Source organism: Wolbachia endosymbiont of Oedothorax gibbosus (assembly GCF_936270435.1).
In the GTDB taxonomy this organism is placed as follows: domain Bacteria; phylum Pseudomonadota; class Alphaproteobacteria; order Rickettsiales; family Anaplasmataceae; genus Wolbachia.
This window is the reverse complement of the sequence record NZ_OW370567.1, coordinates 467,188-488,963: the sequence shown is the minus strand read 5'-3', so window position 1 is coordinate 488,963 and position 21,776 is coordinate 467,188. Positions and strand designations below refer to the sequence as shown.

Sequence of the window (21,776 nt, the reverse complement as noted above, 5' to 3'; positions counted from 1 at the left end):
TAGTTGTTGGGGAGCGTATGAGTATAAAAGAGCAAGAAATTGATGCTATATTCCAAGAAATAGAGCAAGAATCAAAAGAAAGTGACATAATTGAAGAAATTAAGTAAAAGCTGCTCGCATGTAACCAAGATACATACAATCAGTGGAAAAGACTTGATTTTCACATAGATCATTTATTTGAAATACGGCGAGAGATTACCCATGCTTCTAGGTATTATACTACTGCGTTAAACATTGCTGCTCATAAAGGCTTAGTAAAAACAGTAAGACGTCTACTGGAGAAAGGTGCAGAGGTTAGTACATGCGATGGTGGTGGACACACTGCTCTGCATTGTGCCGCTAGCAGCGGTAATACGGAAATAATAGAATTACTACTGGAGCAAGGAGCACATATTCACTCATGTTCTAAACTTGGCTCAACACCGCTGCATTTTGCTGCTACTAATAATCATATAAATGCAGTGAGGTGCCTGTTAAATAAAGGAGCTAGTCCTTTAGCACTAGATAATAATAATTCCATTCCCAGTATGTTTGCTACAGACAAAGAGGTGATTGCTGTCTTGGAGAAAGCAGAAGAAGAGAAGCATAAGGAAAATGCTGCTGCTTTAAAGAAAGCAGAAGAAGAAAAACATAAGAGAGAAATGGAATGTAAGAAAAAAAGGCAAGCAAAAATGATTGCTGTAGGTGGTATTGCAACTGCATTGATAGTGGCGGGTATTGGATACATTGTTGAATTACCTATACTAGTAACTATTGGTATATCTGTATCCATTGCATTAGTATCTGTTTGCATTGCGTACGTAATGTCAAAACCTAACACTAAAATGGAAGGAACAGAGAGCTCTGTACAGGAAATTGGTCAGAGTATATAGGTCAAGATAAAACTTTACTTTTAATAACCTCAACATCACTAAATTCAAAAGTTTGATTCCCTATGATTTGAAATCTTTCGTGCCCCTTTCCTGCAACTAGCAGAATCATACCCTCGTTATAGGCAATATCTACTCCTTTCTCTATAGCTTCTCTTCTATCTTCTATCTCTAGCGCATCAGGGCAATGTAGTAAAATACCACAACGAATTTCTGCAGGATTCTCATCTCGCGAATTGTCATCTGTGACTATCACTTTGTCTGCATACATTTGTGCTATTTTACCCATTTCTGCGCGTTTTGTTTTATCACGATTTCCACCACAGCCAAAAACTAGAACTATTTTTTTATTGAAGTGCCATTTTAAAGACAACAGAGCCTGTTTAAGTGCTCTTGGAGTATGAGCGTAATCCACAAATGCAAAAGGTTTCACTTTTTCCATTCTTCCCGATGGAGAAACGAGTTTTTCTACGCATATTTCTCTGTAATTTAATCCAGATATACCAATTGCACATAGCAGATTATATGCCTGAAACTGCCCCAAAATTGGGAAAAACGTCTCATAAATTTCATCACCAATTTTAATTGTCAGGTGTTGACCATCGGGAGTTGGTATCTGCTTTAATAAAGTAATATTAGAGCTTTTTTTCCCATAGGTTATAACTTTATTACCACGTTTTTCAGCTATCTTAAGCAATGCACAGTATTCATCTATATCCGCATTTAAAATCGCTGTTTTTCCTTCTGGTAATACCTCGTAAAACAACCTTTTTTTAGTTTCTAAATATTCACCAAGATTTTTATGGTAATCTAAATGATCTTGCGAGAAATTAGTAAAAGCTGCAGCACTTAACTTTAATCCATGGATTCTGTATTGATCAATTCCATGACTTGAAGCCTCCAATGCTAAGTGCTCTACATTTATACCACGTAATGTTGCGTAAAGGTCATCTGCACCTGCAGTAGTAAGATTATCGCTATTATCTTCTCTGTCATTATTGATACATGTTCCAAGTGTTCCTATAGATGCTGCATCATAACCAGCATTTTGCCAAATCTGGCGGCAAAATTCTACTACTGAAGTCTTGCCATTTGTGCCTGTTACGGCAGCAACATATTTGGGCTGTTTGAATTGATAAAACCTGCTGACTATTTCGCTGTATATTTCTTGAGGGTTTGGGTGGAAAATATGGATTCCATTGTCACGCACTGGAATGACACCATTTGTTATGCAATCACTTGCAATTATCGCTTTAGCTCCAAAAGATAATATCTGATCTATGTAAATCCTATCCCTTTCTGACACACAAACGAAAAGATAACCTTCCTTGACTCTCTTGGGATTACATGTAACACCCTTGACTTCAATATCAAAGTCAACATCAATGATACTATGCAGTAATTCTCTCAGTTTCATGTCCTACTTCGTCAGTTTTAATGTCCGAACATGGCAGTCTTGCTAGTGCAGCATTCAAATCAGAGATCAAATCCTCAGAATCTTCTAGTCCACAACATATCCGCACGAAACTTCCACCATAATCTGAATTCATTACAGATCTTGACATAGATCTACGATCTATTGGTAATATCAAACTGTCGCACCCTCCCCAAGAAGCACCGATACTAAAAATTTTCATATCGTCAACCATGCAGCCTAGCTCCTCACATGAATATGCTCTATCTAGCACTACACTGAATACGCCACTTGCTCCTTTGAAATAACTTTTCCATAATTCGTGCTGAGGGTGGGAAGGAAGTGCTGGATATAAGACTTTTTTGATTTTTGAATGTTTTTCTAGCCACTTTGCTACTTCCATTGCTGTATCTTGGTACCTTTTCATACGTATGTGCAGTGTTCTTAGCCCCCTATGTGCAAGATAACAGTCGTGCGATTGAACGGTCACTCCATAGTTTTTATAGCTCTCATAAAGTGATTTAAAAATTTCACCTTCTGCAATAATAGCCCCCATCAATAAATCCGAGTGACCGGCTAGATACTTTGTCACCGCATATAGTGCAACATCAATTCCATAATCAAGCGGCTTAAATAACAAAGGAGTGGCCCATGAATTGTCGCAAACGGTTACGATTCCACGTTCTTTAGCAACTTTTACTATATGCTCTACATTCGAAATCTCAAACGTTACAGAACCAGGAGTCTCGATCATTATCAACGAAGTGTTATTCTGAATTAAACTAGCTATATCCTGTATTGGATCATAAAAAGTTACCTCTATTCCTCTTTTTGGTAGTTCATTTTCGGCAAATCTCTTAAGTCGGTAATAACTATTATCTTGTATCAAGACATGCGAACCCGCTTTAGTGAAAGTCAAAATAGCAAAAGTAAGTGCAAACAATCCGGAAGGATAGATTAATGCTTGCCCCCTACCCTCAACTTCAGCAAGCGCACTTGAAAGATAATGAACAGTAGGAGTGCCAACACTGCTGTAGCTATAATCCCTTGCAACACCATCATTTAGCACATCATATATACTTTCTCCATTTGCTGCATTTAAGTAATCCTTATAAGTAGGAAATAATATGGTGGAAGAATGATAAACTGGTGGATTCATAGAACCTTTATAGTCATTAAATTTTCTTCCTGCTTTAACTAATATAGATTCTTCCTTCACATTTTTATTATTTATTTTTTAAATTGTATTCGTTTTGCGTATACAAGTGAAGAGAAATTGCATGTATTAACTCTATCTCATCCTTCAATAACTCATAAATCAACTTGTGTCTTTTTAGAATGCTCACTCCAATAAAGCCGTCAGATATTAATATTAATTTAATGTGCGAAGGTAGTGTTGAAGATGAAGCAAAATAATGATCAGCATGCTTTGCTGACTCATCGATAATGTTGATATCAATTACATCCATCGAATTGCGTATCTTTTCTTCTATTGCATTAATAATGTCCATAATGGTTTCTTTAAGCAACAATATGCTCCTCCTGTCATCCCAGTGTCAGCTACTCGGATGACAGGAAAAGTGATATAACAATACACAATTACTTATTCTCTTCTTTATTATCTATGTCTTGATAATCAGAATCTACTATTTTTTCTTCTTTATCATTTGGATTTCCTTCTGATGAAAAGCCATTTTCAGCACTATTTTGTTGAGATGCTTGATACATAGCTTCTCCAAGTTTCATAGATAATTGAGAAAGATTAGTGACTTTCTGCTGTATTGAATCAGCGTCATCAACGTTATCAGATTTACTAGCCTCTTTCAGTTCATTTAGTGCATTTTCAATAGCAGATTTATCTTGAGATGAGACTTTATCACCATACTCTGTCAGAGACTTTTCTGTAGAATGAACTAAACTATCCGCCTGATTCTTAACTTCGATGAATTTTTTATGCTTTTCATCTTCTTGTGCTTTTTCTTCAGCTTCTCTTATCATTCGGTTTATTTCATCATCAGATAAACCACCTGAAGACTGAATTCGTATTTTTTGCTCCTTGCCAGTAGCTTTATCTTTTGCAGAAACGTGCGCTATTCCATTTGCATCTATATCAAATGTTACTTCAATTTGTGGCCTTCCGCGTGGAGCAGGAGGTATCCCCTCCAAACTAAACTGGCCAAGTAGTTTATTATCAACTGCTAATTTTCTTTCACCCTGATGTACCTTAATTGTAACGGCTGTTTGGTTATCTTCTGCAGTTGAAAACACCTGAGATTTTTTAGTGGGAATAGTAGTATTACGTTCAATAAGTGGAGTGAATACTCCTCCTAGAGTTTCAATACCAAGAGAAAGTGGAGTTACGTCAAGTAGTAACACATCTCTTACATCACCTTGAATGATTCCCGCCTGTATTGCAGCTCCAATTGCCACAACTTCATCAGGATTGACCCCTCTATGTGGGTCTTTACCGAAGAATTCTTTAACTTTCTCTATGACTTTTGGCATACGAGTCATGCCACCAACAAGAACCACTTCGCCAATTTGACTAGCAGACAAACCAGCATCCTCAAGAGCTTTTTTACAAGGAGCCATAGTTCTTTCGATTAAATCATTCACTAAGCTTTCAAGTTTTGCTCTCGTTAATTTCATATTTAAGTGTTTTGGACCACTTGCATCAGCTGTAATAAACGGTAGATTTATTTCCGTTTCCATTGCACTTGATAATTCAATTTTCGCTTTTTCAGCAGCTTCTTTGATTCTTTGCATAGCCATTGGATCATTTTTCAAATCAATGCCATTACTTTTCTTAAATTCATCTAGTAAATAACTCACTATTGCATTATCAAAGTCTTCACCTCCAAGATGGGTATCACCGTTTGTCGCTTTCACTTCGAAAACTCCATCGCCTATTTCAAGTATTGAAACGTCAAATGTACCACCACCAAGGTCATATACCACTATTGTGTGCCCATGCTTCTTATCAAGACCATAAGCAAGCGCTGCAGCAGTCGGTTCATTTACTATTCTGAGTACATTTAATCCGGCAATTTTTCCTGCATCTTTTGTTGCTTGACGTTGAGAGTCGTTGAAGTATGCTGGCACTGTTATCACAGCATCTTTTACTTCCTCCCCAAGATAAGCCTCCGCAGCTTCTTTCAGGTTTTGTAGTATAAATGCACCAATTTGACTAGGAGAGTATTCTTTATTATCAGTTGTTTTAACCCATGCATCACCACTTTTTGCTCCAAATACCGTATATGGCACCTGTAGATTTTTCATTTCAGGATCGCTATATTGACGGCCTATTAATCTCTTAGTAGCAAAAAAGGTATTACTTGCGTTGGTGGTTGCTTGTCTTTTTGCAGGAGCGCCAATCAACCTTTCTCCTGACGAAGTGAATGCGACTATAGACGGAGTAGTTCTTGCTCCTTCTTTATTTTCTATTACCTTTGTATCTTTGCCCTGCATTATTGCAACACAAGAATTTGTTGTTCCGAGATCTATGCCTATTGCTCTTCCCATAATGAGTACCCCATTGTAAATATTATCTGATATAAGAATATATAAGTATAGGACTTATTAATTACAAGGCCAATTTAGGGTTTCTAATTAGTTATTAGAATTTAAAAGGCGCGAAAGCCACTTAGTCAGCCAAAAATTGGCTCGTAGTTTATTTGAATTATCAGCTTCTTCATTGCTGCTATCCTCAATTTGGTATCCAGAGTTCTGTAATGGCTTATAACCGTTTGAATTAACATCATCTCCTTGTTTTAAAACAAATGTATTTACATCTAAACTGTTATCAATACTAATGTTCAATGTAATATTAAACTCTTTTTCGATTGTAGAAACTGTATTCCGTTTATTATTAAAAATATGCGCTATAACCGCACTATGCGCTACTAAATCAAAAGACCTATTTCGGTTCTTATTAGCAATATGTTGTAAATCCCTTAGTATTGATGAAACAATTACTTCGTTTGATTTTACTCTTCCAATACCTTTGCAGTGTAAACACTCTGTAGTATTAATTTCTTGTATGTTTGGTTTAATTCTTTGTCTTGAAAATACCATTAAACCAAAGTCATTTATGTAGCTAAATTGAACTTTAGCTTTATCGTCTTTAAACGCTTGCTTTATAGCAGACTCAACAGCTCTGCAATACTGATATTTCAACATGTCAATAAAATCGACTACTATTAATCCTGATAGGCCCCTAAGATTCACCTGTCTTGATATTTCAGGTACTGCTTCCATATTGGTTCTATAAGCTGTTTCTTCTATGCTATCTTCTCCTGTCATCTTTCCTGAATTTACGTCTATTGAAACAAACGCCTCAGTTAAAGTTATTACCAAAGACCCACCAGATGGCAACTCTACCCTATTGCTATATAACTCAGAAATTTGATCTTCGATTCCATAGTAAGTAAAGATTGGGATAGAACCTCTATACAATCTATAACGCAACTTACTACCTTTTAATGCATTTTTAGTATATTGTCTCACTGCTTCAAAAGCTTCCTTCCCAGATACTATGACTTCTATACCATCGCTACAAAAATCACGAACAGATCTCATAATTACATCTGCTTCGTTGTAAATTAATGATGGAGAATTTACAGAGAAGGCATTTTTTTGAATGCTCTGCCATAATGAGGATAAGTAATTGTAATCCTGCTCAATTTCTTTCTTATTTTTTCCTGAACCAACAGTTCTTACTATTAAACCTGATCTTTTTGGCAAGTTTATTGAACTCAATATATCCTTTAACTGCTTTCTGACATTAGCATCTTCAATTCTGCGAGACACTCCACCTTTACTCATGGAATTTGGCATGAAAACACAGTATCTACCCACTAAAGTTATGTATGTTGTAAATGAAGCTCCTTTATTGCCTCGTTCCTCTTTAGTTAGCTGAACCAATACTTTTTGATTTACTGAAATAACATCTTGTAATTTGTATTTTTTATATAAAGGTACCTCTCTTACAAAACCACCACCTGACTCATTGACATTCTTACTAGCTGCAGAGTCTGAAGAAACATTTGCTGAGACTTCTTCTGTACAATCGTCATTTGAGTAGCCCTCAAAGATAGTTTCCTTTTCTTCTTCTGGAATATTGAAGTAATTTAGAGATATCTCGGAAAAAGGCAAAAAACCTTGCTTATTTTTTCCATATTCGATAAATACGGCTTGCAAAGAAGGCTCTATACGCTTCACATAAGCAACGTATATATTACCTCTTAGTTGTTTTTTTTCCTTGAATTCCTGTTCAAATTCTACAACCTTATTATTAACTGACAAGGCAACTCTTACCTCATTAGAACAGATAGAATTTTCTATTAATAATAACCTCTTACCACTATTTGTCACTTATTTTACCGTTTGCTTTTCATTCTGAAGTTAACTTTATGCTATCTAATTCACTGTTGATTGTCAAGAATTTTACGATCTGCATTATTCGGTTGACTTTTAGTGTTTTGCGTAATAAACTCGCATAGAATTTATTATATCATTATAAGTATGGCAAAAAAAAATGCTTCTTTGCTCGTTAAGTTAGTTAGCACTGCAATCAAGACAACAAAAACTGGTGAAGAAAAACCAACAGGTTATTTTTATGTAAAAAAGCGTAATCCAAAAAAGCTCACCAGAAAACTGGAGTTTAGGAAGTATGACCCAGTAGTCAGGAAGCATGTGTTATTTAAAGAAGAAAAACTAAAGTAATTTTTTTATAAGGAATTTTATTATTATGCAAAGTTTACAATTAAGTTACCCCATAATGGTAGAATTGGGGGATGTGAAAGATACAAAACTGAAATTAATAAAGGTCATTGCACAATTAATAGGTAAAAAGTACAAAACACAGAAACAAGCAGCAATCGCTCTAAAGATTGATCAGCCTAAAGTATCTCAAATCAATAGGTCAAAAATCGAAGGGTTCTCCTTAGAATACTTGCTTAACTTATTGATTGCATTGGACCAAGACATAAACGTAAGAATAAAGCATAATTCTAAACCTGCATTAATATAAAGGACAAGTTTATTGTATCTGTTCAGATGCATGGCTAATGCTGAAACAAAAATTCCAGTGCTCCCTTTCTTGTCATCCCAGTCTGGGATCCAGATTGGGCACTAAGTTGGTAAACACGAAAGCCTTTACAACGTTTTTGATGAAACTGTGCAAAAGGACTGGACTCCAGACTGGAATGACACCATTTGTTATAAACTCACTTCTTCTTGATTTGCAGAACAATAAAACAGTAAGCTAAAAAAGGGAGCTTATTACTCAACAAAGCAAGACTTAAAATTTTGTGCAATGCTATTGATTATAGCTAGATATGCATCTTTTCCAGACTCTATGTCTGATCCAATAGGATCAAGCACTACCATTTTTGCGTCATTAGAAAGGGCATTAGGCTTTATGCTATCTTCCTGTGAATGAGCAAATATGCATTTAACGTTTTCTTCCTTCATTATCTTTTTTAGCTTCATTAAACTCTTCATACCTATGTAAGAATCCTCTTCTATAGAAAGAATGGCGCTTGGGTGATTTAAACCAAAATATTTTTCAAAATATTGATAAGCATCGTGAGTGACGATGTATTTTTGATTTTTAAAATCATTCAGTTCTTTCATGATTTCTTTTACTTCTTGGTCTATTTTTTTTATAGCTTTTGTTGCATTAGAGTTGTATCGATGGGAATTTTCTTTATCTATGTTAGACAATGTTGCATTTATAGAAAGTATCATGCTCTTTGCATTTTCGGGACTCAGCCAAATATGCAAATCTTTTTCATCTTGAATATGAGTAATTTTTCTAGAAAATGAATGTGGCCGAGCAGGAAGTAGGTTAACTGCATCTGAAAGTTGCACTAATTCCTTATTATTTTTAGCAAAAGTTTTAATGAACGTCTCTAAGTCATCGTCAACATAAAATATAACGTCACTTGATTCTAAATTACTCGCATCAGATGGCTTTAATATATAATCGTGTGCAGATGTTGCATAGCCAAGCAATTCCGGTTCTAAAATCCCTTCTGTAACAGAAGCTACAAGTGAGTGGATAGGTTTAATTGTAGCTACAACTTTTAAATTGGATGAAAAGGCAATATTATAGTATAGTGTAAATGAAAGTAATAGAAAAAAAGTCAGTAAATGTCTCATATAAACATTGAGAAGAAGTTAAATTTTGTCAATAAGTTAAATAATGTCAATAATCATGTTCTAAAAATAGAAAATCTTGCTCTCACATATGATGGTAAAAGAATCCTTGACAATATCAATATGTTCATGGAAAGAGGAGACATAATTACAATACTTGGTCCAAATGGTGGAGGTAAAACCTCTTTAGTGAAAGCAATTGCTGGCATAAATAAAAGCTGTACCGGTAGTATCGTATTTGCTGACAATATAAAAATTGGCTACATGCCACAAAATTTTAGTATTAGTAATTTGATGCCAATAACAGTTGAATATTTCCTTTTAAATAGCTCCTTGAAAAGACTAAAGAAAAATCAATCCATTATTACAGAAGCGATAGAGTTGGTTGGTATCGGTAACATTTTGAAGAATCAAGTGTTAGAAATTTCTGCAGGGCAAACACAATTATTGCTGCTTGCACGTTGTTTAATTGCGGAACCTGACTTGATCATTCTAGATGAACCAGTTAGTGCAATGGATATTAACGCGCGGGCTAAATTTTATGATATTATAAGCAAAATAGCAAAAAACCGACTAGTATCGATCCTTATGACTTCTCATGATCTTAACTCTGCTCTACCATGCTCAGATTACATAATTTGTATAAATAATACTATCTATTGCCAAGGTAAACCTGGTGAGATTATGGTGAATAAAACCCTAGACGAAATATTTAGCAGTTACGCAGCGAAATGATTAAAAATATTTTGCGTTTTCTGCACATAACTACGGTGCTGACACGTTACAATGTATTACCTTATTTACTTCCACCATCAAAGAAATCAGTAAATAAAATACAAGGCCACAAACTAAAGCGTGCTCTTGAAAAATTAGGTCCGGTGTTCATTAAGTTTGGGCAGTCTATCTCATCACGTACTGATGTTTTAAATGAGGATATAACAAATAACTTGTTATTGATATGTGATAGGTTGCCATCATTTTCACATAAAATAGCAGTTAAAACTATAGAAAGTGAGTTTAATTGTAAATTGAGCGACATTTTTTCAAGCTTTTCTGAAAAGCCAATTGCAGCAGCATCAATTTCTCAGGTGCATAGAGCGGTTACAACTGAGGGTAAAGAAGTTGCTGTGAAGGTTTTAAGGCCAAATATTGAGAAAGCATTCGCAAGGGATATAAAGATGCTTTCTTGGCTTGCGGAAATTGCAGAAAAATTTAGCGAACAATCAAAAAGGTTGAAGCCGATTGAATTAGTCAAAACTTTTGCTGAAATTTGCCAAGTAGAGTTAGATCTACGTTTTGAAGCTGCTCACTCTTCGGAGTTAAAGGAAAACACAAAAGATGACAGAGGTTTTTACGTACCTGAAGTAGATTGGAATAGAACTTCAAGAAAGGTTTTAACATTAGAATGGATAGAAGCAACGCCAATATACGAAGTTGAAAAACATAAGCAAATAGCTATCAACCTTATAGAATCGTTTTGTAATCAGGTATACAGGGATTGTTTTTTTCATGCTGATATGCATCCTGGAAATCTAATGATTGATAGTAATAACAATATTATTGCCCTGGATTGTGGAATCATGGGTAGAATAGATCGTGAGACATGCTATTACGTTATAGAGATACTCAAAGGCTTTTTAAATCGGGATTATGATCACGTTGCAAAAATGCACTTTAGAGCTGGTTATGTTTCATCACAGCATAGAAATTTTGTCACAGCTTGCAGGGCAATAGGTGAACCCATTATTGGGCAGCCTATACAGAAGATTTCATTTGCTAGTTTACTTGCTCAGCTATTAAAAATAACTGGTGATTTTGATATGAAAGTTCAAACACAATTGTTATTGCTGCAGAAAACTATGATTTTACTGGAAGGGACATGTAGAAAGATCTATCCAGAAATCAATATGTGGAAAGTAGTTGAAATGTGGATAAGCAGTCAACATAAAAGTCAAGTAGGGTATAGGGAAAAAATTAGAAGTTCTTATCCTGTAAAAACAATCCAAGGGATATTTAGCCTTATAGAAAAATTAAACCTAATAGCTGATAAAAAATTACAAGTTAAAAATAAATCAAATGAAAAAGTCTATTTTTTACTGTGGTCTGTAATTATAATTCTAATCGTTAAATTTTTAATTTCTTAAACTATGGGAAAAAACTGCGTCAAACCCAGTTTTTATTCAACTTAATTTTTAATCTGCAGGAGTCGAATTGAGAATGTCCAATTTTCCACTTTCTTTATAGCATAACATACTTCAGCGCCTCTTGCTCCTCTTGAAGTCCAATGGGCTCACCACTTATGTGTAAATTAATCGTTAATGTTGTACACATTCTTTTCTTTTTCTACTCTCTCTTGCTCTTCAATACAATATACAGCAAGCGGATTAGCTTTAAGTCTTTCGACTCCTATTTCTTCTCCTGTTCCATCGCAGTAACCATAAGTGCCTAATTTTATTTTTTCTAATGCCTCCTTAATTTTTTCTTTTCTATCTTTTCGGCGCTTGATTAATTCCTCGTTTCCACTATCTCCATCAGAATAGTATGTATCAATACTATTATCTTCTAGTTCTTGTTTCTCCAACTCAGCGAGTATTGATTGTAACTTTAAGCTGAAGTATTCCAGTTGTTTTACGCTCATATATTCTTCATCTTCTGAAGGAGTGTAATCTTCTGGTGACTTTATTTTTGGTAACTTTTCCATAATTGCATTATCAAAAAAATAATAAAACCTATATAACTTATGAACAAAAAATTATACTACCTCAAAGTAAACACTATAATTTATAATAAACATTTAAAAGCCTAGTATGATCGGTTCAGTAAAAAAATTAGTAATAAATGATAAGAATCTTACCTATATAGTATGTATTTTCATTATAATGTTAAGTTTATCTTCATTTACACTTGAAAACAACAATAAACAAGAAGTTATGTTAACATTAACATGGATATGTGCTACATTTGTTTTGCAGATCTCTACAAATAATTTGTTTACATCTGATTATCATGATGGAATATTAGAGCAAATCTTTGTACAGCCACTCTCTTCTAGGCTTATAGTTGCTTATAAAATTTTCGCTCACTGGTTATTATTTGGGTTACCGATTTCAGTAATTTCTTCCATATTCAACTTTGCAGTTCTAGGCAATAGTGTTGAACACTCAATAGCAGTTGGAGTGTCTTTATTATTTAACACGCTGATAATCATTAATATTTCAGCTACTGGAAATGCATTGATGATTGGTCGAAACAACTTAGCATCAGGAGTATCGCAAATTCTTGTTTTGCCAATGATAATGCCAACCTTTGTGTATTTTAAAATGCTAACTCAACTTGAAAATTTGTCCTTGAATATTTATACACTACTAATCACCATCTTAATTTTTGTCATTTTGATTATTAACAGCACTATAACTACTCACATGGCATTAAAATTTGCTGTGGAGCAGGATTGAAAAATCTTACTGTTATTCAGTAGACTTCTTGCATAACCTAGAAAAAAGGCAAATAGTTATTATAGATTTAGGTTTACCGACAATTCGAAAAACCTTCATTCCAGCCCCCTTTCCTGTCATCCAAAGCCCTTTGTTGTCATCTGAGTAGCCCCTTTCTCGTTATCCCGCTAACACGTAGCGGGATCTCATTTCACTTTATGACGGTGTCATCCAAGTAGCTGACACTGGTTTCCATCTCCAAGAGGGCAGTGCCCCTATAACCCCAGTTATGGATTAACCAACGAAGTAAAGCTGAGAAATACAGGGCTTTTTCGATTGCATTGAATAAGAAATGAGGGTAGAAAAAATATGTACCAAGAAATTTACTGTGGATCTATGCCGAGTGTGCTCAAGTTCAAATTTGTTTTTTAGGCAGCCAAAAACCGTTTCAACAATCGATCTTTTCCCTAGTAAAATCTTCTCTTTCAGCGAAATCAGTGCATTTTTCATACCTTTTTTCACTTTAGTGACGAGTTTTAGACCTCTATCGAATAGTTTCTCAAAGAGCTCTTTCTTTATATAGCCCTTATCTCCAAACAAAAGTCCAGTTAGTTTTTTGGTTAGAGTTGGTACAGGTTTTCTGTCATCGACGTTACCTCTGGTTAGCGTAACACCTTGAATTTCACCTATTTCATTGATTACTACATGTAATTTAAAACCAAAAAACCAGCCGTAAGTATTCTTTCCTAACTCTGCTAATCCTTTGAAAACCTTATTTCTTGAGATTCTTTTTCGATGGCATACTGCTATTGAAGTAGAATCTATGTAGGAAATCCCGGTCATTTTTGCTTGTTCACAAAACCATTGCAAAAGTAATGCTAAATACCACAAAACTCGCGGCTTTAAGGCAATAAATCTGTGATATGAAGGCAGCTTTGAAAACTCTGATCTATAGAATAACTGAAGATAACAAAGATAAAAAGCCTTGAAGTTTTTACATGGTGATTTATGGTATAATAGGATTATGGTTAGAATTTCTGAGTGCGCTATTTCTGGTACTCTGGTTGGTTTTTTGCCGTTTGATAAGAACCTATTTGCAAAATTATCATCTACCGCACGACAAAAATCCTCGACGCAACAGTACAGTTCTGTAATATCTTTCTTCATGGGTAACCTCTTATTATTACTAAAATACTCGAGTTTACCCTGTTTCCCTCTTCTTAGTTATACTTTTATCTATTTTCTAATCCATAACTGAGGTCTATAATGTCATCCCAGCACCTTCTTCTGTCATCCAAGTAGCTGACACTGGTTTCCATCCAAGAGGGCAGTGCCCCTATAATGTCATCCCAGTGCTCCTTTTTTTGTCATCCCAGTGCGTGACACTGGGATCTCATTTCACCTTATGACAGTGTCATCCAAGCATACGCGTCAAGTTAAGAGATTGTAAGCAAATTCAGGGAAGTTAAGGTAGATACTCTAGTTTTTCTGTACTTGTCTTTTAATGAAAATCGCAACCAAGTTATAGTGAGTTTTTTAAGAAATGCTTTTAAACTATTAATTTTGGTTAATACTAAAAATAACTCTCTAACCCGTCTTTTTAGCTCAATAAATGCCTTTGGTTAAGCTAAGTTCTGTATTCTTTTTCACTTCTGTGCAACCAACTATGCCGTGAAATATAAGAGTTGCGCACAATTTAGCATATATAGTATTTTCTAAAACGAATGATAAACGTCTAAAATGGTATTACCAATTAAAAGGTGTATAGCTCTTCTCATAATAATCCAAACAAGGTAAGATATGGATTTATGGTAGTGGGGTTTGTATGCCAGCAGCGTATAGTTATGACTTAAGGAAAAAAGCAATGGAAGCATTGGATGAGGGAGAAAGTAGAGCAACTGTTGCCAAGAGATTTAAAATTGGAAAAACGACTTTATACGAGTGGCAGAAAAGGCGTGAAGAAACGGGAGATTTTCAGTCAAAAAAGCCTGGAAGCGTAGATAAAATTACCGACTGGAATATCTTCACCGAATTTGCAAAAAACCATGGTGGCAAAACTCAGTTAGAGATGCTGGGGCAATATCAGTCGACAAACGATTCACCGCGCACTTAAAAATATTGGATTTACAAGAAAAAAAGACCTACGGATATAAAGAAAGAAATGAAGAAAAGCGAGCTCAATTTGCAAAGATTATAGCAACAAAACATCCTGAAAATCTTGTATATATTGACGAATCTGGGATAGACAATACAGAACATACGGATATTGCAGAAAAGGAGAGAGGTTTCATTCACTAAAATCAGGTAAAAAAACTCAGCGCGTCAGCATGATTGCAGCTCTAAATAAAAAGAAAATCATTGCTCCATTGACCTTTGAGGGATACTGCAACAAGGATGTTTTTGAGGCTTGGTTTGAGCAGTTTTTGACTCCAATTTTAAGGTCTGGCCAAACTGTAATTCTTGATAACGCTGCTTTCCATAAATCTAAAATCGATGATCTTGCTAAAGGAGTAGGTGCTGAAATTCTTTATCTTCCTCCATATTCTCCAGACTTTAACGAAATTGAGCATCATTGGTTTGCTATAAAGAACAGAGCTAGAAAAAATATCCCTATTTTTCAGTCTTTCCGTCAAGCTGTTGATTCTGCTTTTTTATGACTTGTCCTGACTATTATGAGAAGAGCTATAACCTTGATTTTAGCCTTCCTACTCCCCTTTTTCTTACTTCTTGATTCGCAGCAGGTCTTATCTTTTTTTCCTTAATGTAAGGGACTCTTTTTCATCCTTCTGTGTGGCAACTCGACATTTTTGTGAATTTTTTGAAAACCCAGCATCGGCTAAAACTTTTATACCTTCTAATACATGCACTTTTGACTCATTGAAAAGCAATGACGTACAAATAATTTTCTTGCTCTTCTTTTCTGCAATTATTTGTGTTTTTAGCGTATGTTTTTTCTTCTTTCCTGAATAAAATCTTTTCTGCTTTTTTTTGGCCTCTCTACAGGTGTTTCCGTTGCATCAATCACCAAAACCTCATATTTCACGTCGCTTCTTAGGAGTTCTTTTCGCCCTGGCAATGCAAAATCTGGGTGTTGTATTAGAGTATCCTCTACCCATTTTACAGTTTTATATGCCGTACTTTCGCTTACTCCATAGTATGTGAAAATATGTCCGGTATTCTCGTAAGTATTCTAATACCATAAGCAGCATGTTCTCTTCGCTTAGCTCTTCCTCCCTTGGCTTTCTTTTTTTTATTTTCTTTACATAAAATCCCTGCCATTTTATTAAATGTTGATTTTTTTACTCCTGTTAGCCGACGAAATTCCTCTTCATTCAGCTCTTTCACTATTTCATACTTCATTTCTCCTTACCTCAAAACCACTACTTTAATGATTTTATTCTAGTTTCGAAAGAGGTCTAATGATTATAAATTGCTCAAAGATGCTGGGAGGATTAGTGCTGAAATTGCTAAAGTTTTTGCTGAAGAGGAGTTTGCAAAATACCGGATTATTCAAGATCAGTTGCACAAGTCTGACTTCGACAAACTGATTGAAGCAAGCAAAAACAAAATTAATAACGAAAAGAAAGGGTCAGATACGTAGCACTATAAAACTGTCTGCAGGACCATATTAAAGTTGTAGTAGGTTAATAAATTTTTATAGAAGAAGAAGTATATTAGAAAATTGAGGGCTTCAAAGGAGGTAAAAATGAGACTGTATTATAAAGATATCACAGGTCTTATCAAAGAACCCTACCTCTCTAGCGGAAGGGATTATTTTAACAAAGGAAAGGTACAGAACGTATCTATCAACAAATCTCACGCTAAATCAGAGGTAGTTGGATCAAGTGTATATCGGGTAAAACTAGAATACGATGGTCCACTCTTTAGTGGAAGGTGTTCCTGTCCTGCATTCTGTTATTTTGGTCCATGTAAGCATATGGCTGCAACAGGTTTTGCTTTGATTGATCTTGACAGAGAGGAGTACCGGTCGTCTGTGTGCCCTAAACGCGTTGGTAAACAAGCTAACCTTAAAAGGCTGCTACTTAAAGAAACAAACCAAGAGCTCATTTCAATAATTGTTCGTCTAGGTGAACAACATCCAGAGATTTTTGAAAAACTGGAAGATAAGGAATATGAGCAATTCACCCAAAGTAAATTTTCAAAATTCGAGAATTATGTATAAAACAACTCCTATGATTATTGTCCAGTAAAAAATTCAAATTTTGTGAAATCTGGGTAAGGTCATTGTGTTAATGGATTCATTTCAGGTATAATATAGATAATACCACAATACTTATAAAATGGATCATGTTGTTAATGCGTATAATAGACTTGACACTCCTATAGTCAGGGGAGAAGGGGCATATCTTTTTGATAAAGATGGTAAAAAATATTTAGATTTTGTTGCAGGTATTTCTACAACTTCTTTAGGGCATTGTCATCCATACATTACAGATAAGCTGAAAGAGCAATTGAGCTCACTATGGCACTGCTCTAACATTTTCACTATTCCCGAGCAAGAAAGGCTTGCCGAGCGTTTAACAACCCTTACTTTTGCAGATAAAGTTTTTTTCTGCTCAAGTGGGCTTGAAGCAACAGAAGCTGCAATTAAGTTTATTCGTCGTTACTTTTATTCAAAAGGGCAAGCAAAACGTAATCGTATTGTTACAATTGAAGGAGGGTTTCATGGCCGCAGTATTGCTGCAATTTCTGCTGGAGGCAGTGAAAAATCACGCGAAGGTTTTGCTCCGCTTCTTTCTGGTTTTGATAAAGTGCCAAGAAATGACATTAAAGCTTTGGAGAAAAAAATCAGCAATGAAACAGCTGCTGTGTTTTTAGAGCCCATACAAAGCGAAGGCGGAGTATATCCACTAGACGTAGAATATCTTCAAAAAGTAAGGAAAATAACAAAAGCTCAAGGAATAATTTTGTGCTTTGATGAAGTGCAATGCGGATATGGACGCATCGGTTCTTTATTTCATTATCAAAATGTCGGCATTGAACCTGATATGCTAACCTGTGCAAAAGCTATGGGTAACGGTTTTCCCCTAGCTGCATGTTTAGTAAAAGATTACATAGCAGAAGCAATCACTCCAGGAACTCATGGATCAACCTATGGTGGCAATCCACTTGCCATGACTGTTGGTAATGCGGTACTCGATATAATGCTAAAAGAAGGCTTTTTTGATCATGTTAAGAGAATTAGTAAATATTTAAAAGAAAAGCTGTTGCCTTTAGCTAAAGAATTTCCTGAGATGATTTCAGAAGTTCGTGGAGAAGGGTTACTAATGGGAATAGAACTAGCAACTCCTGTAGCTGATAAAGTTATTAGTCGATCTCTTGATAAAGGTTTAATAATAACTAGGGTTTCAAACAACAAAGTAGTAAGGATAACCCCACCACTTATCATTGAGGATGAGCATGTGAATGCGGCGTGTAATATGCTTTATGATTTATTTTTTAAGATTAAAGATATATAAAATTCGGCAATATAAATTCAGGCTTGCAAATGCCTTTCATAACATGTAAAATTAATTTTGTTTTTTATCACAATAACATCGTACTTTAATGGATTGGTTATTGGTCTTAGTATCATCAGCAATTTTTATTTTGTTAATTTTATCGTTTTTGTTCTCAGGAGCAGAAATAGGCTTAACCTCAATTAGCCGTTCTCGAGTTAATAAGCTAAAGCTAGACGGTAACAAAAGAGCCAAGATAATAGACCGCTTATTAAATAGGAAAGAATTAACAATAGGAACGGTGTTGCTCGGCAATACAATTATTAATATTACTTGCTCTGCTTTATTTACAGCAATATTTATCAATCTTTTTGGAAATGAGGGCATTCTTCTATCAACAATTATAATGACATTTTGTATTTTATTATTCTGCGAAGTTCTACCAAAAACTTATGCTATTCAAAATCCTGAAAAATTTGCGTCATTTTCTGCTTATTTTGTATTGTTTTTTGTAAAGATTTTTTCTCCATTGACACTAGGTATTCAATTTATTGTTAACCTCATCCTGAAATTATGTGGGCTGCATAAAGATAAGGAAGTAATATCTGCAGCGGATGCAATGCGTAATATGATTACTCTTCACCGCAGTGAAGGAACTATGTTACAACAGGATTTAGATATGCTAAGCAGCATACTTGATTTGGCTGAGACAGAAATATCACAAATTATGAGCCATAGAAGAAACCTATTTTCTCTTGATATAGATCGGAATAAAGAAGAGTTAATAAGAGAGATTTTAACCAGCAGTCACAGTAGAGTACCTTTATGGCAAGAAGAATCAGAAAAAATTGTAGGTGTAATTCACGTGAAAGCTCTAATAAATGCTTTGCGTGAAAAGAATAATAAAGCGGAAGAAGTTGACATTACCCAAGTTATGTCAAGGCCTTGGTTCATACCAGAAAGTACACCGCTCAGCGTGCAACTTCACAACTTCCGTAAGAACAGGAAACACCTTGCATTTGTTATTGATGAGTATGGAGCACTGCAGGGAATTGTAACTCTTGAAGATATATTGGAAGAAATAGTTGGAGAAATTTCGGATGAACATGATTTGATTACGGAGAATTTTATAAAGAAAATATCTGATAATATGTATCACATAGAAGGAAAATCTACTATTAGGGACATTAACAGGCAGTTATACTGGAATCTCCCTGATGAAGAAGCTACAACTCTAGCAGGTATGATTGTGAATGAAATAGAGCGCATTCCTGACGAAGGCGAGGAGTTTTCCATGTATGGTTTTCGCTTTAAGATTTTAAAAAAAGATAAAAATATTATTACTGTTGTTGAAGTGCAAGTAAAAACTGGTAATACTAGTAGCAGCAATTAATTAGTGGAGTTTCATGGAAGATACAGTAAAAATAACGGCTGAAGAGTTGAAGGGTTACATAGAGAGAATCGAAAAACTTGAACAAGAAAAGAGGGATGTGCAAGATCATATTCGTGATGTATATGTAAAAGCCGCAGATGAAGGTTGGGATATAAAAGTGATGAAACAAATTATTAGACTGAGGAAGATGGATGATGATGACAGAGAGGAACAGGAAATATTGCTTGATACCTATAAACGTGCATTGGGAATGAGCTACGAAGAAGAGTTAAGTGAATAGCAGAATTGTAATTGGAATAAGTGGAGCATCTGGTTCTATTTACGGTGTACGTATTTTAGAGGCGTTAAGAAATATTAATAGATCTCTTATCCGAGTAGCTGACACTGGGATCCAGGGAAAAAGAAATATAGATTCCAGCGTCACGCGCTGCAAATTTGGTTGTGAAACTCATTTAGTGATAAGTCGTGCTGGAAAAATAACTCTAGCTCATGAGATTAAAGAAAAACTTGAAGATATTACATCACTTGCAGATTTTTACTATTCTGAAGAAAAAATAGGAGAAAAAATAGCAAGTGGCTCATTTAAAACCTCAGGAATGATTGTAGCACCATGCTCTATGAAGACAATGTCTGAAATTGCATCAGGTGTTACTTCCAATCTATTGACAAGGGCTGCAGATGTAACGCTAAAAGAAAGAAGAAAATTAATTCTTATGGTGCGAGAGTCACCACTACATCTTGGGCATTTACAAAATATGTTAAAATTAACGGAGATGGGAGCAATAATTGCTCCACCAGTGCCTGCTTTCTATATTAAACCAAAATCGTTGGATGATATTATTAATCATTCTGTTGGCAAAGTATTGGATTTATTTGATATCAAATTACCTGACTTTAAGGAGTGGCAAGGAAGTGACAATTATTATTGATGGTAAAAAAATAGCAAACGACCTATGTGAGAGGCTATCACAAAAAATTGATATTTTAAAGAGAGAGTATAACATTTTTCCTTGCCTGAAAGTAATTCTCGTGGGCAGCAATCCAGCAAGTCAGGTTTATGTTCGCAACAAACAGAAAAAAGCAGAATCAATAGGCATAAGTTCTGAGACCATTGTTTTGCCTAATAATATTTCAGAAGATGAATTGATTGAAAAAATCAATGAGTTAAATGAAGATCGATCTGTGCATGGCATTTTAGTACAGTTGCCTTTACCAAATCATATTAGTGCAAGCAGAGTAATTAACGCAGTAAGTATTGAAAAAGATGTAGATGGCTTCCACGATGAAAACGTTGGTAGATTAGTTAAAGGTGAAAAAAACTGCCTTATACCTTGCACTCCTAAAGGTTCTTTGCATTTAATTAAATCAATTGAAGAGAACCTTTCCGGTAAAAACGCAGTGGTGATTGGTAGGTCAAATATCGTGGGCAAGCCAATGTTTCACCTATTGCTGCAGGAAAATTGCACTGCTACCATCTTGCACTCACAGAGTAAAGATTTAGCTGAATATTGCTCTAAAGCGGATATAGTAGTTGCAGCAGTCGGAAAGCCAAATTTTGTTCAAGCAGACTGGATAAAGAAAGGTGCAATAGTGATCGATGTTGGCATAAATAGTGTTAATGTAGGAGAGCTTGTAGGTGATGTTGACTTTGAGGGAATAAAAGGGAAAGCCAAAGCTATAACTCCAGTACCCGGGGGAGTTGGCCCAATGACCATTGCATTTCTAATGATGAACACTATCATTGCTGCTTGCTTGCAGAAGGGAGTTGATGCTTCTAATTTCATTAGTTGAGGTATGAAAAGGAAGCTGTATGAAGATAGACATCTCACAATTAATAAAAAATTGAGATTTTTGAAATTCCTCAGTAGTCAAATTTATTAAATATTTAGGATCATCATCTACTCTTTTTTCTCTACAAGTATAGCTAAAGTGGCTTGGATTTACCTACAATTTGAAAAACCGTCATTCCGCTACTCGTTAGCGGAATCTATCCCGCGAATGAATCCATAGCTGTACGAACATTCATTTTTGAACCCCAGTTATGGA

21 protein-coding genes and 3 pseudogenes are annotated in these 21,776 nt (G+C 35.1%); 14 read left to right on the top strand and 10 right to left on the bottom strand.

Annotated features, from left to right (window positions below):
• Positions 1–110 precede the first annotated feature (110 nt).
• Positions 111–872 carry an ankyrin repeat domain-containing protein gene (locus NBW39_RS08690; protein WP_370273757.1) on the top strand — a complete coding sequence of 254 codons (762 nt, stop codon included), beginning with the start codon at positions 111–113 and terminating at the stop codon, positions 870–872.
• 1 nt (position 873) lies between these two features.
• Here NBW39_RS08690 and NBW39_RS02470 read toward each other — a convergent pair whose 3' ends face one another.
• From NBW39_RS02470 to NBW39_RS02450, 5 genes are all read right to left on the bottom strand, one after another.
• Complete coding sequence (locus tag NBW39_RS02470; protein ID WP_250295514.1) at positions 874–2,286, bottom strand: Mur ligase family protein; 1,413 nt, start codon at positions 2,284–2,286, stop codon at positions 874–876.
• Positions 2,261–3,502 (bottom strand): cystathionine beta-lyase, encoded by a 1,242-nt coding sequence (gene metC / locus NBW39_RS02465; RefSeq protein ID WP_250295513.1) that lies wholly within the window; start codon positions 3,500–3,502, stop codon positions 2,261–2,263. The genes NBW39_RS02470 and metC overlap by 26 nt, the downstream gene beginning before the upstream one ends.
• Positions 3,503–3,509: 7 nt before the next feature.
• Positions 3,510–3,794 carry a BolA family protein gene (locus tag NBW39_RS02460; protein WP_370273756.1) on the bottom strand — a complete coding sequence of 95 codons (285 nt, stop codon included), beginning with the start codon at positions 3,792–3,794 and terminating at the stop codon, positions 3,510–3,512.
• A gap of 88 nt (positions 3,795–3,882) precedes the next feature.
• Entirely contained in the window at positions 3,883–5,805 is a 1,923-nt protein-coding gene (gene dnaK, locus NBW39_RS02455) for a molecular chaperone DnaK (RefSeq protein WP_250295511.1), read from the bottom strand.
• Between the two features lie 87 nt (positions 5,806–5,892).
• On the bottom strand, positions 5,893–7,656 hold the full coding sequence (locus tag NBW39_RS02450) for an Rne/Rng family ribonuclease (RefSeq protein WP_250295510.1): 1,764 nt from the start codon (positions 7,654–7,656) through the stop codon (positions 5,893–5,895).
• 150 nt (positions 7,657–7,806) lie between these two features.
• Between NBW39_RS02450 and rpmG the strand changes: the two genes are divergently transcribed.
• Together rpmG and NBW39_RS02440 are read left to right on the top strand one after the other, a co-directional pair.
• A complete protein-coding gene (gene rpmG / locus NBW39_RS02445) occupies positions 7,807–8,007 on the top strand; it encodes a 50S ribosomal protein L33 (protein ID WP_250295509.1) in 201 nt (66 codons plus the stop codon).
• Between the two features lie 25 nt (positions 8,008–8,032).
• Complete coding sequence (locus NBW39_RS02440) at positions 8,033–8,314, top strand: helix-turn-helix domain-containing protein (protein WP_250295508.1); 282 nt, start codon at positions 8,033–8,035, stop codon at positions 8,312–8,314.
• A gap of 251 nt (positions 8,315–8,565) precedes the next feature.
• Here NBW39_RS02440 and NBW39_RS02435 read toward each other — a convergent pair whose 3' ends face one another.
• Complete coding sequence (locus NBW39_RS02435; protein ID WP_250295507.1) at positions 8,566–9,447, bottom strand: zinc ABC transporter substrate-binding protein; 882 nt, start codon at positions 9,445–9,447, stop codon at positions 8,566–8,568.
• On the opposite strand from NBW39_RS02435, the gene NBW39_RS02430 reads away from it, so the two are divergent.
• Positions 9,439–10,179 (top strand): metal ABC transporter ATP-binding protein, encoded by a 741-nt coding sequence (locus NBW39_RS02430; protein ID WP_250295506.1) that lies wholly within the window; start codon positions 9,439–9,441, stop codon positions 10,177–10,179. The two genes, NBW39_RS02435 and NBW39_RS02430, sit on opposite strands and share 9 nt — an antisense overlap.
• Positions 10,176–11,588, top strand: coding sequence for a 2-polyprenylphenol 6-hydroxylase (ubiB, locus tag NBW39_RS02425; protein ID WP_250295505.1), 1,413 nt, complete (start codon positions 10,176–10,178; stop codon positions 11,586–11,588). The genes NBW39_RS02430 and ubiB overlap by 4 nt, the downstream gene beginning before the upstream one ends.
• Before the next feature lie 164 nt (positions 11,589–11,752).
• On the opposite strand, the gene NBW39_RS02420 is transcribed toward ubiB, so the two are convergent.
• Positions 11,753–12,145 (bottom strand): TraR/DksA family transcriptional regulator, encoded by a 393-nt coding sequence (locus tag NBW39_RS02420; RefSeq protein WP_250295504.1) that lies wholly within the window; start codon positions 12,143–12,145, stop codon positions 11,753–11,755.
• A 106-nt stretch (positions 12,146–12,251) separates the two neighbouring features.
• Between NBW39_RS02420 and NBW39_RS02415 the strand changes: the two genes are divergently transcribed.
• Complete coding sequence (locus NBW39_RS02415; protein WP_250295503.1) at positions 12,252–12,899, top strand: heme exporter protein CcmB; 648 nt, start codon at positions 12,252–12,254, stop codon at positions 12,897–12,899.
• A gap of 273 nt (positions 12,900–13,172) precedes the next feature.
• On the opposite strand, the gene NBW39_RS02410 is transcribed toward NBW39_RS02415, so the two are convergent.
• Positions 13,173–14,045 (bottom strand): IS982 family transposase, encoded by an 873-nt coding sequence (locus tag NBW39_RS02410; RefSeq protein WP_250294632.1) that lies wholly within the window; start codon positions 14,043–14,045, stop codon positions 13,173–13,175.
• Between the two features lie 269 nt (positions 14,046–14,314).
• Positions 14,315–14,585: pseudogene (locus NBW39_RS02405) on the bottom strand (IS4 family transposase); the annotation flags it as partial.
• 118 nt (positions 14,586–14,703) lie between these two features.
• Between NBW39_RS02405 and NBW39_RS02400 the strand changes: the two are divergent.
• Positions 14,704–15,535 (top strand): annotated as a pseudogene (locus NBW39_RS02400) (IS630 family transposase).
• A 107-nt stretch (positions 15,536–15,642) separates the two neighbouring features.
• Here NBW39_RS02400 and NBW39_RS02395 read toward each other — a convergent pair.
• Positions 15,643–16,238 (bottom strand): annotated as a pseudogene (locus NBW39_RS02395) (transposase family protein); the annotation flags it as partial.
• A gap of 70 nt (positions 16,239–16,308) precedes the next feature.
• Between NBW39_RS02395 and NBW39_RS02390 the strand changes: the two are divergent.
• From NBW39_RS02390 to folD, 7 genes are all read left to right on the top strand, one after another.
• Positions 16,309–16,479, top strand: a complete 171-nt coding sequence (locus NBW39_RS02390) for a hypothetical protein (protein ID WP_250295502.1) — start codon at positions 16,309–16,311, stop codon at positions 16,477–16,479.
• Between the two features lie 105 nt (positions 16,480–16,584).
• Positions 16,585–17,061, top strand: coding sequence for an SWIM zinc finger family protein (locus tag NBW39_RS02385; RefSeq protein WP_250295501.1), 477 nt, complete (start codon positions 16,585–16,587; stop codon positions 17,059–17,061).
• A 118-nt stretch (positions 17,062–17,179) separates the two neighbouring features.
• Positions 17,180–18,358 carry an aspartate aminotransferase family protein gene (locus NBW39_RS02380; protein ID WP_250295500.1) on the top strand — a complete coding sequence of 393 codons (1,179 nt, stop codon included), beginning with the start codon at positions 17,180–17,182 and terminating at the stop codon, positions 18,356–18,358.
• Positions 18,359–18,446: 88 nt separating this feature from the next.
• Positions 18,447–19,730, top strand: coding sequence for an HlyC/CorC family transporter (locus NBW39_RS02375; RefSeq protein WP_250295499.1), 1,284 nt, complete (start codon positions 18,447–18,449; stop codon positions 19,728–19,730).
• Positions 19,731–19,743: 13 nt separating this feature from the next.
• Positions 19,744–20,010, top strand: coding sequence for a DUF2312 domain-containing protein (locus NBW39_RS02370; protein ID WP_064125346.1), 267 nt, complete (start codon positions 19,744–19,746; stop codon positions 20,008–20,010).
• A complete protein-coding gene (locus NBW39_RS02365; RefSeq protein ID WP_250295498.1) occupies positions 20,003–20,659 on the top strand; it encodes a UbiX family flavin prenyltransferase in 657 nt (218 codons plus the stop codon). The genes NBW39_RS02370 and NBW39_RS02365 overlap by 8 nt, the downstream gene beginning before the upstream one ends.
• Positions 20,643–21,521 carry a bifunctional methylenetetrahydrofolate dehydrogenase/methenyltetrahydrofolate cyclohydrolase FolD gene (gene folD / locus NBW39_RS02360; RefSeq protein WP_250295497.1) on the top strand — a complete coding sequence of 293 codons (879 nt, stop codon included), beginning with the start codon at positions 20,643–20,645 and terminating at the stop codon, positions 21,519–21,521. Before NBW39_RS02365 ends, folD begins: the two co-directional genes overlap by 17 nt.
• Positions 21,522–21,776: the final 255 nt, after the last annotated feature.

Coding starts and splice junctions, on each gene's coding strand:
- rpmG (WP_250295509.1), top strand. CDS start 7,807: ATGGCAAAAAAAAATGCTTCTTTGCTCGTTAAGTTAGTTAGCACTGCA.
- NBW39_RS02460 (WP_370273756.1), bottom strand. CDS start 3,794: ATGGACATTATTAATGCAATAGAAGAAAAGATACGCAATTCGATGGAT.
- NBW39_RS02415 (WP_250295503.1), top strand. CDS start 12,252: ATGATCGGTTCAGTAAAAAAATTAGTAATAAATGATAAGAATCTTACC.
- NBW39_RS02375 (WP_250295499.1), top strand. CDS start 18,447: ATGGATTGGTTATTGGTCTTAGTATCATCAGCAATTTTTATTTTGTTA.
- NBW39_RS02380 (WP_250295500.1), top strand. CDS start 17,180: ATGGATCATGTTGTTAATGCGTATAATAGACTTGACACTCCTATAGTC.
- NBW39_RS02430 (WP_250295506.1), top strand. CDS start 9,439: ATGTCTCATATAAACATTGAGAAGAAGTTAAATTTTGTCAATAAGTTA.
- ubiB (WP_250295505.1), top strand. CDS start 10,176: ATGATTAAAAATATTTTGCGTTTTCTGCACATAACTACGGTGCTGACA.
- NBW39_RS02420 (WP_250295504.1), bottom strand. CDS start 12,145: ATGGAAAAGTTACCAAAAATAAAGTCACCAGAAGATTACACTCCTTCA.
- NBW39_RS02435 (WP_250295507.1), bottom strand. CDS start 9,447: ATGAGACATTTACTGACTTTTTTTCTATTACTTTCATTTACACTATAC.
- NBW39_RS02385 (WP_250295501.1), top strand. CDS start 16,585: ATGAGACTGTATTATAAAGATATCACAGGTCTTATCAAAGAACCCTAC.
- NBW39_RS02440 (WP_250295508.1), top strand. CDS start 8,033: ATGCAAAGTTTACAATTAAGTTACCCCATAATGGTAGAATTGGGGGAT.
- NBW39_RS02410 (WP_250294632.1), bottom strand. CDS start 14,045: ATGAAGAAAGATATTACAGAACTGTACTGTTGCGTCGAGGATTTTTGT.
- NBW39_RS02470 (WP_250295514.1), bottom strand. CDS start 2,286: ATGAAACTGAGAGAATTACTGCATAGTATCATTGATGTTGACTTTGAT.
- dnaK (WP_250295511.1), bottom strand. CDS start 5,805: ATGGGAAGAGCAATAGGCATAGATCTCGGAACAACAAATTCTTGTGTT.
- NBW39_RS02370 (WP_064125346.1), top strand. CDS start 19,744: ATGGAAGATACAGTAAAAATAACGGCTGAAGAGTTGAAGGGTTACATA.